This is a genomic window from Aeromonas sp. FDAARGOS 1411 (assembly GCF_019047125.1).
Classification (GTDB): domain Bacteria; phylum Pseudomonadota; class Gammaproteobacteria; order Enterobacterales; family Aeromonadaceae; genus Aeromonas; species Aeromonas veronii.
The window spans coordinates 186,361-198,659 of sequence record NZ_CP077214.1; the positions used below are offsets into that span (position 1 = coordinate 186,361).

The window sequence follows — 12,299 nt, forward strand, 5'->3', positions numbered from 1 at the left end:
CTTCTCTTGCGATGGTTTGAGAGTAAAAGGGCAAACTTAAGAAACCCTTAAGGAGCAAAAAAAGTTGTCAGCGAGGCAGCGGGCAGGCAATCTGCGCCGCTGTTATCCAACAGGAAGCCCCCAAGAGGAACCGTCATGTCATCCACCGTCAGCTGCCCCCTGTGTGCCAGCCATCGCAGTTATCCTCTGCCGGTGGCTGGCAAGCGCTATCATCGCTGCCTCGCGTGCGAGCTGGTCTGGCTGGATGAGGCGGATCATCTGGATGAGGCGGCGGAGAAGGCGGTCTATGACGGTCACGACAACCGGGTTGATGATCCCCGTTATCGCACCTTTCTGATGCGGGCATTTGGCGAGGTACTGAGTCGGGTGCCAACCCCTGCCAGTGGCCTCGATTTTGGCTGCGGTCCCGGCCCTGCGCTGGTGGCGATGGGGCGTGAGGCGGGTTACGACATGGTTGGATATGACAAGTTCTATGCCGACTTTCCCGAGTTGTTGACGCGTCAGTATGACTTCATCACCAGTACCGAGGTGATCGAGCATATCGCCGAGCCGCGCACGGTGCTGGCGCAGTTGTGGGATTGCCTCAAGCCCGGTGGCCTGCTGGTGCTGCAGACCCAGCGGGTGCTCCGTGACGAGAGGTTTAAAAACTGGCGCTATCGCCACGACCCGACCCACATCGTCTTCTTTGCCGAGGCATCGTTTCAGGTGTTGGCCGCCAGCTGGCAGGCCGAGCTCAGCTTTCCCCACGCCGATGTGGCGGTATTGCAGAAAGGCACGCCTTAAGGCGTGCCTTCATCTGTTACTCGTCGGGTTCGCACGGCGCTACTCCTTGTAGCCCTTGTCCTGCCACTGGTAGTACATCAGGGCAGATTTGACGCCGATTGACTTGAATGGCTCTGGCGGCAGCCACATCGGCAGCGTCTGCTCCGCGTGGTTGAACCAAGGGTGATCCTTGCCTTGATAGAGGCTGGCCACGATGTCGCCAAACAGGAAGGAGAGGTTGATGCCGTGGCCGTTGTAGCCGAGGGCGTAGTAGATGTTGTTGTGATCCCCCATTACCCCCACCGCTTCAGTGCTGTCGCCGGTCATGCCGAGCACCCCGTCCCACACCTGTTCAAATTTGATCCCCTTGAGGGCCGGATAGAGGGTCACCAGCTCGGTCATCATCATCTCGCTGACCCGATTGAGATCGCCCTTGTAGTTGAGGCCGTCGTTGAAGACGTACTCGGCATTGCCGCCACCGATGACGATGCGGTTATCCGGGGTCAATACCAGATGGAACAGGATGTTGCGGGTGTCGTAGTAGGGCACCCGGCTCTGCCACTGGATGGCGGCCAGCTGCTTTTTGGTGAGCGGCTCGGTGACGGCGCTCTGGGCGTGTACCGGAAAGACTCGCCCGCTGAAGTAGCCAAGTTTTGAGGTATAGCCGTTGGTTGCCAGCACTATGCTGTCGGCGGTCACCTTGTACTTGTCGGCTACATTGAGCTCGATCTGCTTGCCCTCCTTGATACCCAGCACCGGGCTCTGCTCGTAGATGGTGACGCCCGCCTGCTCCACCGCCTTGCGCAGGGCATTGACCAGTTTCATGGCGTGTACCTGACCGCCATTGGGGTCGTAGACCGCCCCTACGTAGCGGTCGGTGCCGAGCTTCTCTTCGGTGGTATCGGCGTTCCAGTACTGGAGCGGGATGCCGAGGTGATTGGCGGTTTTCACATAGTCGCGGTACTCGGCGATATCCTCCTCATCGAGGATCGCCTCCACATAGCCATCGAGCTTGAGATCGGCCTCGACGTCGGTTGAGGCCACCAGCGCCTGCAGCTTGCGCATGCTGGCGACGGTGAGGTCGTAGTGGCGCTTGCTCGCCTCCCCCTCCTCGTAGAGATCCATCACCTCGGAGCCCGGCAGCACCATGCCGCCATTGCGCCCCGAGGCGCCGCTGCCCACCTGCTTGGCCTCGAAGATGGCGATCTTGAGCGACGGATTGGCCTTGGCCAGATGCCAGGCGCTGGAGAGGCCGCTGTAGCCGCCACCTATGATGGCGATATCCACCTTCATGTCTTGTGCCAGCGGGGCACTCTCCTCTGCCGGTTTCTCCTTGAACCAGTAGCTGGTGTTGGGCTCAAAGTCGCTCATCTTGGGGCCGCAGGCGGCGAGGAAAAAACAGCTGATGCACATGGTCAACGCTCGTTGGCAAAGGGTGGTCGGATTCATTTTCTACTCCGGTTACAGATACAAAATGTCAAATTATTTCATCGGGTTGGGCGGTATTGACCCGGCGGCCTATGTCTCGCAGCCGGGCCAGCTGATCGGCAAGACCGGGCCCCTCATCCAGGCTGGTGACAAAGTTCCAGAGGTAGGTCATCACAGCATAGACATGGCCTGCGGAGACCTGGGGTTGGGCCATCAGCATGGTGATGGCCAGCAGGAACAGCAGGGAGGCGCTGATGCCGACCACCAGAAAAGCGAGTGCCTCCCGATCCGAAATCCTGATGCGCAGCCAGGCCAGCGCGCGGTAGTGGCGGGAGAGGCTGGCTGATTGGGCATGGGTGACCAGTTTGACTTCGTGTTCCAGCCGATCGTTGAGCCGCTCGTGCAGCAGCTGGTTTTTGCGTGAAAAGCCGGGCAGCAGCAGGCCGAACAGCAGCAATACCCCCATGCAGGCGATGCCGACCCAGAACTCGATCACCATCAGCATCACGGCCGCACCGACGATGGAGATCAGGCTGGTGGCCAGGATCGGGATATGTTTCTCGAAGAAGTCGACAAACTCCCGCGCCAGGGTGACCCGCGCCACTATGGTGGATTGCCCCTCCTGCTGCTGGCGTTGTGTCAGGATCACCGGCACCGCCAGTGCCGCATAGATATGGGTAAAGGTGCGGGTATCGACCGCTCGGCGCAGGGCGCCGATGAGCCAGAACAGCAGCACGATGAGGGCGTAGCTTGAAGCCTGCCACCACTGGCCCTTGACGATGGCGTCGATGGCAAAGCCGGCGAACAGGGGATAGACCACCAGCAGGATGTTTTCGAGGGCCACCAGCGAGAAGGTGCCCGCCAGCTTGAGGGGATTGGCCCGCGCAATCGCCCCCAGCGAACGACCGGCCGAGTGTGGCAACGGCGTGGCCTGCTCGTCGCAACTGGCTGCCGAAGTGGTTGGTGTTGTCATGGGTTATCTCCTAAGATGTCGGAAACGCTAAGTTTGAGCGAGTGCTCAAAGTTTGTTTGAGCGACCGCTCAAAGTCAAGCAGATCGATTGATATCGCAGGAGGTCAGATGGCACGCCCATCAGCAGAACAGCGCAAAGAGATGATCATCGAGGCCGTATTGGCCCTGTTTCGAGAGAAGGGGATGGCGGCATCGTCAACCCGTGATGTGGCCGAGCGCACCGGTCTGGCGCGCAGCCACGTCTACCACTACTTCAAGGATTGGAAGGAGCTCTGCCTCTGCGCCGTGGAGCGTTTCACCTATCAGGAGATCGCCGAGCAACGGGAGTGGCTGTTGCCGCTGCCAGCCCGCGAAGCGTTGCCGCTCTTCGTGCGGGACAACCTGCCGACCAGTCAGGATGCCTCCTGGGCCATCTATCTGGATGCCTGGAACGAGTCACTGCGCGACCCTGTGTTTGCCGAGAGCTACCGCAAAATCATTCTGGCGTGGCGCGAGGTGCTGGAGCAGATCCTGCAAAAGGGGATCGACAGCGGCGAGTTTGTGGCGGGCGATGCCCGGCGACTGGCGCGTCAGATCACCTCCCTCATCAACGGCTATGCCGATGACCTTATTCTGGAGCCGACCCCCGAGACGGTCGAGGCCACGTACCAAGAGATCATGCTGGTGGTCAATCAGCTGGTCTTGCCCCCGACTCACTCATAGCGGCGCAGGCAAAAAAGGGTGGGGAGGCATGCCAGCGTGGGGCCTCCCCCGGTTTCGTTGGCCATCCGCCGGGCGCGCGATGGTCAGATACCAAGGAGCGGTTGTTGATGTCGATTACCCATTTGTCACTGCAAGATGCCCGTCATCTGCAACTGGCGGCGCAAGGGCTGCTTGCCCCCCGTCGCAGCAAGGCGACCCCGGCTGATCTGCTGGCCACCATTCGCCGCATGGCGCTGCTGCAGATCGATACCATCTCGGTGGTGGCGCGCAGCCCCTATCTGGTGCTGTTCAGCCGGCTTGGCCAGTACGAACCGCGTTGGTTGGAGCAGCTGCTGGCTGACGGCGAGATCTTCGAATATTGGGCCCACGAGGCCTGCTTTGTGCCCCGCGAAGATTACCGGCTGTTGCGCCATCGGATGCTCGACCCCGTCGCCATGGGCTGGAAGTTTTCGGCCAACTGGCTTGCCACCCATCTGCAGGAGGTCGGTCAGCTGATCGAGCGCATTCGTCAACATGGCCCGGTGCGGGCGGCCGACTTTGAACGCACAACCGGCAAGGGAAACGGCTGGTGGGACTGGAAGCCGGAGAAACGTCATCTGGAAGTGCTCTTTACCACAGGTCAGCTGATGGTGCGGGAGCGGCGCAACTTTCAGCGAGTCTATGACCTGGCCGAGCGGGTCATCCCTGAGTGGAGCGACCAGCGGGACCTGCCGAGCGTCGAGCAGGCGCAGCGGGATATGGTGCGCGCCAGTTGCCGGGCGCTGGGGCTGGTCAAAACTGGCTGGGTGGCTGATTACTACCGGCTGCGGCGTGGCAAATATGACGCCTTGCTCCATCAACTGGCGGACGAGGGGGAGCTGCTGCCGGTATGTGTCGAGGGATGGCTGCACGGTGCTTTCGTGCACGCATCTCTGGCCGATGAGCTGGCAAGGGCGCAGGCGGGTAGCCTCAAGGCAACTCATACCACCGCCCTGTCGCCGTTCGATCCGCTGATATGGGATCGCAAGCGAGCCAGTGAACTGTTCAACTTCGACTATCGTATCGAGTGCTATACCCCGGCACCCAAGCGTCAGTACGGCTACTTCGTGTTGCCGCTGCTGCATCGTGGCAAGCTGGTGGGCAGAATGGATGCCAAGGCCCATCGCCAGCAGGGGATCTTCGAAATCAAGAGCCTCTATCTGGAAGCCGGGGTGAGAGTGACCCGCACGCTTGCACAGGATCTGGCGAAAGCCCTGCAAAAGTTGGCTGACTGGCACCAGACGCCGCAGCTTCGTTATGGTGCCATTCCGGCCAATTTGCTGGCGTTGTGGCATGAAAGCGCCCCTGCAAAGTGAGCAAAATCCCTTCTGGGCTAAGCTGCAAGAGGGATCAACAGTCCGGGAGCGGGAGATGAAACTAGTGGCAACATGGTGGGCGGGATTGGCGATGGCCATCTTGTCCCCCGCGCTATGGGGGCAAGAGCCGCCAGTGAAGATCTGTCTGGGGGAGGGCAACGAGTGGGCCCCCTTTACCTACTGGGAGCGCAAGGACGGGGTGCCCGATACCAGCCGCCTGACCGGTTCGGCGACAACGCTGGTGCTCGATGCCCTGCAACAGAGCGGGCTCTCGCACCAGATCCGCTATCTGCCCTGGGCGCGGGTGCAGCAGGAGCTGGCGGATTATCGCCAGAATGGTCTGTGCGAGCTGACCTGGGATGCCAGCTACAAGCCGGAGCGGGCCGAGTTTGCCTTCTACAGCGTTCCCCTCTACTACACCCACCTCGGTTTCTTCTATCTCAAGCGCCGCTACCCCGAACCGCCGGATCTGCAGACGGTCAATCGTTCCCGGGTGTGCGGCGTGATTGGCTACAACTACACCCCCTACGGGCTTGCGCAGGAGCCACGCCGGGTCAAACAGTTGCAGCAGGCGCTCGATATGCTGGAGCGGGATCGCTGCGACTTTCTGCCGAGCGAAATCGAACCTCTGGTAGCAGGCATCAGCCTTGGCATCTACCGCAGCGAGAGCGGGTTGCTCAATCTCGCCCTGCCCAGCCGCAAGGGATTCTATCTGCTGGTGAGCAAGGGCTCCCCTCGCGGCCACGAGCTGGTGAATATCCTCAATCAGTCGCTGGTGGCATTTCAGGAAGGGGGGCATACGGATGAGGTGATGCGCCTCTTCTTGCCGCCGATGGAGTAATAGCGAAGGGTTGCTGTCATTCAGGGGGAGCAGATAAACAGAGGGCCAGCCGGTGTAAACCGGCTGGCCCTTTTTTACGTGAGAGCTTGTCAGGCCGCCAGACGGGTCAGTACCTTCACCAGCAGCTCGATGCGCGGGGCAATGCTGGCCAGATCCAGATACTCCTCGTCACTGTGGAAACCGGCGCCGATAGGGCCCAGACCATCCAGAGTGGGAATGCCGAGGGCGGCGGTCAGGTTGGCATCGGAGCCGCCCCCCACCTCCTGCCAGCTGATCGGCAGTCCCAGTTCGGCGCCACACTCTTCCACCAGCAGCATCAGTGCCTGGGTGCCCTCTGACGGCACCATGGCCGGTTTGTGGGCCTCGCGGGTCAGCTGGATGGTGACGCCATCCAGATGGGGACGCTCGGCCAGGGTCAGCAGATGATCGTTGATCTGGTGGTACTCCTGATTGTCCCAGAAGCGGACGTCTACCACGGCGCTGGCATGGGCCGGCACTATGTTGGCGCCGTTGCCCCCCTCGACAATGCCGATGTTGAGGGTGGTGCCGCTCTCGAAGTTGGTCAGGGCGTTGATGGCCAGGATCCAGTGGCCCAACTCGGTGATGGCGCTGCGCCCCTTCTGCGGTTCGTTGCCCGCGTGAGCCGCCTTGCCGGTGAAGTCGATGCGATAACGGGCCATCCCCTTGCGCGCCTTGACCAGCGAGCCATCGGCGCGGGCCGCTTCGGCCACCAGCACTTGTTTTGCCTGTTTGGCCACCGCTGCCAGCCAGTCGCTGGAGTGCAGGGAGCCAATCTCCTCATCCGGGTTCATGCAGACGCAGATGCTCAGGCGATCGCGCACCTCGCGGGGCAGTTCACGCAGGGCATAGACGATGTTGAGCAGGCCGGATTTCATGTCGGAGACACCGGGACCGTAAGCGCGCTCACCATCGATGCTCATCGGGCGGACGGCGGCGGTGCCGAGGGGGAAGACGGTATCCATATGGCCGATCAGCATTACATCGATCTGCGCCGCATCAGGCTGATTGCGGATCTCCAGTCCCACCCCGGCTGCGCCACAGTCGATCCGCTTGATCTGCCAGCCGCCCATCGCCTCATATTTGGCGGCCATCAGGTCGGCCACCGCCGCAATGCCCGGCTGGTGCAGGGATCCGCAATCCAGATTGATCAGCGGGGCCAGTTCGGTCAGGTATTGATCCAGAGAAAAAGTCATTGTTTGTTCCACTATCAGGTTCGGGTCAGAGAAGGATGTTCATCACCAGCATGGCGCCGAAGGCGTTGAGTACCGAGATGGCGACCATGATGGGGATATAACGCCCTTCGGTGCCGATACAGCCGAGGATGCGGCCCATGTATTGCACCTGGGAGCCCATCAGGTAGATGGCTGGCGCCAGAATGGCGATGTGGGTGCCGTTGAGGATCCCCTGATCGAACAGGGTGATGACCACACCGACTGCACCGCCCATCGACATCCAGGCGCCGATCAGCACGGCTGCCGCCTCACCGGGCAACCCGAAGATGGCCATGACGGGGGAGAAAATGGCGCCCATGGCATCCAGCGCGCCGGTGATCTGCAGCGCCTTGATGATGACAAAGGCCATCAGTACGTTGGGAACGGTGGAGGTGGTGGCGATGACCCAGCCCTTCTTGGCCCCTTCGACGAAGATATCGGTGACGATGGGTTTCTTGATGTTGGCCTGGCTCATTTGGCTTGCTCCTGAGTGTTGAGGGTCTGCTGGGTGTTGTTATCGGTCTGCTTGCCTTCGCTCATATTGAGGTAGACCCGAAACAGGTTGGCCCCGACAAATTTGAAGGCGAACATCACGATGACAGCCAGACCGATGGAGGAGCTGACCGCCGGGCTGCCATCTGCCAGTGTCAGGGTGAACAGCACGGCGCCGGAGGAGAAGAAGTTGACGATGGTGGCACCAGCGGAGAACTGGAACATGGTGAACACGTCGGTTTCACGCTTGGTGATGAGCCCTTCATCCTTGAGCTGACGAGTCATGGCGGCACCGGCATCTGTGCTCTGCAGGGAGGCGATCAGTGCCAGACCGGTATTACCGGGGATCCCCATCAGCGGACGCAGCAGCGGGGTCAGCAACTTGCGGGCCGCTTCCAACGCGCCGTAGTGTTCCAGCACATTGATCATACCGAGGGCAAACATCACGGTGGGGATCAGGGTCAGGGCAAACAGAAAGCCATCGCGAGCGCCGTTGCCCCCCTTGCCGCGCATGTCGGTCATGGCGGTCTTGATGCCGTCACCATTCTCGCTGACGCTCTGGACCATGGTGCCGAACGAGCCGTTCAGTGTGGTGAAATCGAATACCCCATACCACTCGCCGGATTGCAACAGTCCGGAGAAGAAGACCACGGCGAAGGCCAGTGCCAGGTAACTGCCTATACTCACCGAGCGTGTTTTGTCTGTCATTAGCTAGCTCCATATGAATAATTATTTAATCTGAATAATTGTAATTGATATGGATGTTACTAAATTGATGGTGGTCAAAATGGTTTGCTACAAATGACGAATGTATTGGGGTTATGTGACTGTGATCGCCATATGATTGGACGATAATCTGGTTTTTATCGAATTGTTTGAGTGAATAAAAAGCAGGGCGGGATAGCGGGGCAATAAAAAACCGGGCACGAGGCCCGGTTTGGTCAATCAGTCAGATGTGATTACTGGAGTACCAGTACCATCAGCAGGCCGACACTAATGGCAGATACCAGGAAGGCAAAGCCATAGAACACATAGTGGTGCAGCTTGGTGGTGTGGATCCCCAGATCGTGCAGACCGTGGTAGATACGGTGCATGCCGTGCCAGACTGGCAGGGCGATTATCACCAGCAGGATGCAGGCACCCCACCAGGAGCTGGCGAACGCGTGCACGCGGTCATAGCTCATGGTTTCCACGTCCATGATGCCCATGGGCACCAGCAGACCGGTGATGAGGACAATGACCGGCAGCAGCATGGCAACGACCATGCCACCCGCACCAAACAGACCCCAGTAAATTGGTTCGTCAGAACGTCTCATTGTTTTCTCCTCAGGCCACGATGATCAGGACAAGCAGGGACACCACCGCCAGCGCCACATACTGGGCGAGAACGATCGGCTTCTCCGGTACCAGGTCTTCACCACGGAAGATACGCATGGCTTTCGGCGCCAGGGCGAACCAGGTTTTGGCATGGAACAGGCACGCCGCCAGAGCGACGACATGGAACAGGATAGCGATCGGGCTTTGCAGGGATTCCAGCCAGCCGTTGAACGCTTCCTGACCCTGAACCAGGCGCATCAGACCCCACATCAGCACAACGGCGTAGATGGAGACGAAGATACTGGTGCCTTCACGGATCATGTAACCGGTGTAGAAGGCGTTCTTCAGCCACCAGTCTTTCTTCATTTCGCGGACGTAAGGTTTACGTTTGCTATCAGTGTTGTTCATGGTCTCAATCCTGCTCTCAATCTGGCTTGAACATGGCGATCATGTAGTCCTTGGCGCTTTCGACCTTGCCAAGCTGGATGGCCGCCGCCGGATCGACGCCCTTCGGGCACACTTCGGAGCAGTAGCCCACGAAGGTACAACCCCAGACGCCTTCGTCCTGGCTGATGATGCGCATACGCTCTTTGGCACCAGCATCACGGTTATCGACGTTGTAGCGATAGGCCAGAGCCAGTGCCGCCGGACCGGTGAACTTCTTGTTGATGCCGTACTGCGGGCAAGCCGCGTAGCAGAGACCACAGTTGATGCACTGGGAGAACTGCTTGTACTGCGCCATCTGGGCCGGAGTCTGGATGTACTCGCCATCACACAGGCTGCGCGGCTCGCTCGGGATGATGTACGGCTTGATGCTTTCCAGCTTCTCGATGAAGTCGGACATGTCGACCACCAGATCGCGCTCGATCGGGAAGTTGTTGAGCGGCTCGACGGTCATCTTGCCCGGCAGGTAGTCGCGCAGGAACGCCTTGCAACCCAGCTTGGGCACACCGTTGACCATCATGCCGCAAGAGCCGCAGATCGCCATCCGGCAGGACCAGCGGAAGCTCAGGGTAGAGTCCAGGTGATCCTTGATGTACTGCAGGGCGTCCAGCAGAGACATCTCTCTCTGGTATGGCACCTGAAAGGTTTGCATCCAGGGCTCGTTATCCTGTTCCGGACGGTAGCGCAGGATTTCAATTTCAATCATCTCAGCCATTCTTCTTAGCCTCGTCTTGTTTCTCACCCTCGGAGCCGTACACGCGTTTTGCCGGCTGGGACTTAGTGATCTTCACATCGGAGTAATCGATGGAGGGCGTTTCGCCATTTTGGTAGAACGAGAGCGTGTGCTTGAGGAAGTTCACGTCATCACGCTCTTCGTAACCATCCAGACGCTGGTGGGAACCGCGGGACTCTTTACGATTGATGGCGGAGTGAGCCATGGCTTCTGCCACGTCCAGCATGTAGCCCAGTTCGATGGCGTACAGCAGGTCGGTGTTGAAGACAGAGGACTTGTCGTTGATCTTGACCTTTTTGTAACGGGCTTTCAGCTCGTTGATCTTGTCGATGGTGCCCTGCATCAGCTCTTCGGTACGGTAGATACCGACACCGGCTTCCATGGACATGCCCAACTCGTTGCGAATATCGGCCGGGTTCTCGGTGCCATCGATGTCGAGCAGGGAGAGGTGCTGCTTGATGAGCGCCTCGGCCTTGGCAGCCAGAGCTTCGGTGTTGCCGTGTTTCTGAGTCTTGGCGAATTCACCGGCCTGTTCACCCGCCAGCTTGCCGAATACCACGATCTCGGACAGGGAGTTGGAACCCAGACGGTTGGCGCCGTGCAGACCGACGGAGGCACATTCGCCAGCGGCGTAGAGGCCGGCCAGACGGGTGGCACACTTGTTGTCAGTCTCGATACCACCCATGGTGTAGTGGGCAGTCGGACGTACCGGAATAGGCTCTTTGGCCGGATCCACGTTGACGTAGGCTTTGGCCAGTTCGCAGATGAACGGCAGACGCTCTTTCAGGTACTTCTCGCCAAGGTGACGCAGGTCGAGGTGAACCACATCGCCCATCGGGCCCTGAATGACGCGGCCTTTCTGCTGCTCTTGCCAGAATGCCTGGGAAACGCGGTCGCGCGGACCCAGCTCCATGTATTTGCTCTTCGGCTGGCCAATCGGGGTTTCCGGGCCCAAGCCGTAGTCTTGCAGGTAGCGGTAGCCATCCTTGTTCAGCAGGACGCCACCCTCACCACGACAACCTTCGGTCATCAGGATGCCGGTGCCCGGCAGACCGGTCGGGTGATACTGGACGAATTCCATATCACGCAGCGGTACGCCGTGACGGTAGGCCAGTGCCATGCCGTCGCCGGTGACGATGCCACCGTTGGTGTTGTAGCGATAGACACGGCCAGCGCCGCCGGTTGCCACGATCACGGATTTGGCCTGGATGAAGCGGGTGATACCGTTCTGGATGTCGAAGGTCAGTACACCCTGAACGCGGCCGTCGTCCACGATCAGATCAAGGCAGAAATGCTCGTCGAAGCGCTTGATGCTCGGGTATTTGACGGAGGTCTGGAACAGGGTGTGCAGAATATGGAAACCGGACTTGTCTGCGGCGAACCAGGTACGCGGAACCTTCATGCCACCAAACGGACGCACGTTGGCTTTACCATCCGGCTTGCGGCTCCAGGGGCAACCCCAGTGCTCCAACTGGATCATCTCTTTGGTCGCGTTGTTGACGAAGTATTCCACTACGTCCTGCTCGCACAGCCAGTCACCACCGGAGACGGTGTCGTTGAAGTGGTTTTCGAGGGAGTCGTCATCACGGACGACACCGGCGGCGCCGCCTTCGGCAGCAACCGTGTGGCTGCGCATCGGGTAAACCTTGGAAATCAGGGCGATGTCCAGGTCTGGCTGTGATTCGGCTATAGCGATAGCGGCGCGTAAGCCGGTACCGCCAGCACCGATGATGGCCACATCGGTCTTGATAATATCCACATCTGCCTCCTTAGGGATAGATTTGCTGGGCACGATTTTGCTCTATGAAAAAAATTCAGGCTTGATGCAAGTCAAACTGCTAGGTTTTATTCCCTTTTTATTGGTTATTTTTCTATAAAACACCCAAATCCCTGGATGAAAATGTCGTTATTATCGTAATTTTTTGGTGTTACTGAGCAGTTGAACACCTAGCTACGAGCACTTTAACTTCTGGATTGTACGTAGTTTTCTTTCAATAAAATGCGAATCACCTCTCTTTTTAGGTACTCGCGAAAAAAATTTT

General features: G+C 59.2%; 13 protein-coding genes. 4 read left to right on the forward strand and 9 right to left on the reverse strand.

The features are described from left to right. The first annotated feature begins 135 nt into the window (after positions 1-135). Positions 136-783, forward strand: a complete 648-nt coding sequence (locus tag I6L41_RS00775) for a class I SAM-dependent methyltransferase (protein WP_216961290.1) — start codon at positions 136-138, stop codon at positions 781-783. A 39-nt stretch (positions 784-822) separates the two neighbouring features. Here I6L41_RS00775 and I6L41_RS00780 read toward each other — a convergent pair whose 3' ends face one another. Both I6L41_RS00780 and I6L41_RS00785 read right to left on the reverse strand, forming a co-directional pair. Beyond that, positions 823-2,211, reverse strand: a complete 1,389-nt coding sequence (locus I6L41_RS00780; protein ID WP_216961293.1) for an FAD-binding oxidoreductase — start codon at positions 2,209-2,211, stop codon at positions 823-825. 28 nt (positions 2,212-2,239) lie between these two features. After that, positions 2,240-3,163: an ABC transporter six-transmembrane domain-containing protein gene (locus tag I6L41_RS00785; protein ID WP_216961297.1), complete on the reverse strand. Its 924-nt coding sequence runs from the start codon at positions 3,161-3,163 to the stop codon at positions 2,240-2,242. Positions 3,164-3,270: 107 nt separating this feature from the next. Between I6L41_RS00785 and I6L41_RS00790 the strand changes: the two genes are divergently transcribed. From I6L41_RS00790 to I6L41_RS00800, 3 genes are all read left to right on the forward strand, one after another. Continuing rightward, complete coding sequence (locus tag I6L41_RS00790) at positions 3,271-3,864, forward strand: TetR/AcrR family transcriptional regulator (protein WP_110302587.1); 594 nt, start codon at positions 3,271-3,273, stop codon at positions 3,862-3,864. Positions 3,865-3,971: 107 nt separating this feature from the next. After that, entirely contained in the window at positions 3,972-5,198 is a 1,227-nt protein-coding gene (locus tag I6L41_RS00795) for a winged helix-turn-helix domain-containing protein (protein ID WP_216961300.1), read from the forward strand. 91 nt (positions 5,199-5,289) lie between these two features. Further along, complete coding sequence (locus I6L41_RS00800; protein ID WP_139398826.1) at positions 5,290-6,039, forward strand: ABC transporter substrate-binding protein; 750 nt, start codon at positions 5,290-5,292, stop codon at positions 6,037-6,039. 89 nt (positions 6,040-6,128) lie between these two features. Here the strand turns inward: I6L41_RS00800 and I6L41_RS00805 are convergent, their stop codons facing one another. The 7 genes from I6L41_RS00805 to frdA all read right to left on the reverse strand — a co-directional run bounded on the left by I6L41_RS00805 (position 6,129) and on the right by frdA (position 12,016). Beyond that, positions 6,129-7,253: a M20 family metallopeptidase gene (locus I6L41_RS00805; RefSeq protein WP_216961304.1), complete on the reverse strand. Its 1,125-nt coding sequence runs from the start codon at positions 7,251-7,253 to the stop codon at positions 6,129-6,131. Positions 7,254-7,278: 25 nt separating this feature from the next. Beyond that, positions 7,279-7,746 (reverse strand): YjiG family protein, encoded by a 468-nt coding sequence (locus tag I6L41_RS00810; RefSeq protein ID WP_005335063.1) that lies wholly within the window; start codon positions 7,744-7,746, stop codon positions 7,279-7,281. Beyond that, a complete protein-coding gene (locus tag I6L41_RS00815) occupies positions 7,743-8,471 on the reverse strand; it encodes a nucleoside recognition domain-containing protein (RefSeq protein WP_005335061.1) in 729 nt (242 codons plus the stop codon). The genes I6L41_RS00810 and I6L41_RS00815 overlap by 4 nt, the downstream gene beginning before the upstream one ends. A 251-nt stretch (positions 8,472-8,722) precedes the next feature. Next, positions 8,723-9,079: a fumarate reductase subunit FrdD gene (gene frdD, locus I6L41_RS00820; protein WP_005335059.1), complete on the reverse strand. Its 357-nt coding sequence runs from the start codon at positions 9,077-9,079 to the stop codon at positions 8,723-8,725. Between the two features lie 10 nt (positions 9,080-9,089). After that, positions 9,090-9,488 carry a hypothetical protein gene (locus tag I6L41_RS00825; protein WP_005335058.1) on the reverse strand — a complete coding sequence of 133 codons (399 nt, stop codon included), beginning with the start codon at positions 9,486-9,488 and terminating at the stop codon, positions 9,090-9,092. A 16-nt stretch (positions 9,489-9,504) separates the two neighbouring features. Then, on the reverse strand, positions 9,505-10,239 hold the full coding sequence (locus tag I6L41_RS00830; protein ID WP_005335057.1) for a succinate dehydrogenase/fumarate reductase iron-sulfur subunit: 735 nt from the start codon (positions 10,237-10,239) through the stop codon (positions 9,505-9,507). Next, on the reverse strand, positions 10,232-12,016 hold the full coding sequence (gene frdA / locus I6L41_RS00835) for a fumarate reductase (quinol) flavoprotein subunit (RefSeq protein ID WP_157162111.1): 1,785 nt from the start codon (positions 12,014-12,016) through the stop codon (positions 10,232-10,234). Before frdA ends, I6L41_RS00830 begins: the two co-directional genes overlap by 8 nt. Between the last annotated feature and the right edge of the window lie 283 nt (positions 12,017-12,299).

Excerpts from the sequence above, each read along its gene's own strand:
- I6L41_RS00780 (WP_216961293.1), bottom strand. The coding sequence starts at position 2,211 with ATGAATCCGACCACCCTTTGCCAACGAGCGTTGACCATGTGCATCAGC.
- I6L41_RS00825 (WP_005335058.1), bottom strand. The coding sequence starts at position 9,488 with ATGAACAACACTGATAGCAAACGTAAACCTTACGTCCGCGAAATGAAG.
- I6L41_RS00775 (WP_216961290.1), top strand. The coding sequence starts at position 136 with ATGTCATCCACCGTCAGCTGCCCCCTGTGTGCCAGCCATCGCAGTTAT.
- I6L41_RS00790 (WP_110302587.1), top strand. The coding sequence starts at position 3,271 with ATGGCACGCCCATCAGCAGAACAGCGCAAAGAGATGATCATCGAGGCC.
- I6L41_RS00785 (WP_216961297.1), bottom strand. The coding sequence starts at position 3,163 with ATGACAACACCAACCACTTCGGCAGCCAGTTGCGACGAGCAGGCCACG.
- I6L41_RS00800 (WP_139398826.1), top strand. The coding sequence starts at position 5,290 with ATGGCCATCTTGTCCCCCGCGCTATGGGGGCAAGAGCCGCCAGTGAAG.
- I6L41_RS00810 (WP_005335063.1), bottom strand. The coding sequence starts at position 7,746 with ATGAGCCAGGCCAACATCAAGAAACCCATCGTCACCGATATCTTCGTC.
- I6L41_RS00805 (WP_216961304.1), bottom strand. The coding sequence starts at position 7,253 with ATGACTTTTTCTCTGGATCAATACCTGACCGAACTGGCCCCGCTGATC.
- I6L41_RS00815 (WP_005335061.1), bottom strand. The coding sequence starts at position 8,471 with ATGACAGACAAAACACGCTCGGTGAGTATAGGCAGTTACCTGGCACTG.
- I6L41_RS00830 (WP_005335057.1), bottom strand. The coding sequence starts at position 10,239 with ATGGCTGAGATGATTGAAATTGAAATCCTGCGCTACCGTCCGGAACAG.
- I6L41_RS00795 (WP_216961300.1), top strand. The coding sequence starts at position 3,972 with ATGTCGATTACCCATTTGTCACTGCAAGATGCCCGTCATCTGCAACTG.
- frdD (WP_005335059.1), bottom strand. The coding sequence starts at position 9,079 with ATGAGACGTTCTGACGAACCAATTTACTGGGGTCTGTTTGGTGCGGGT.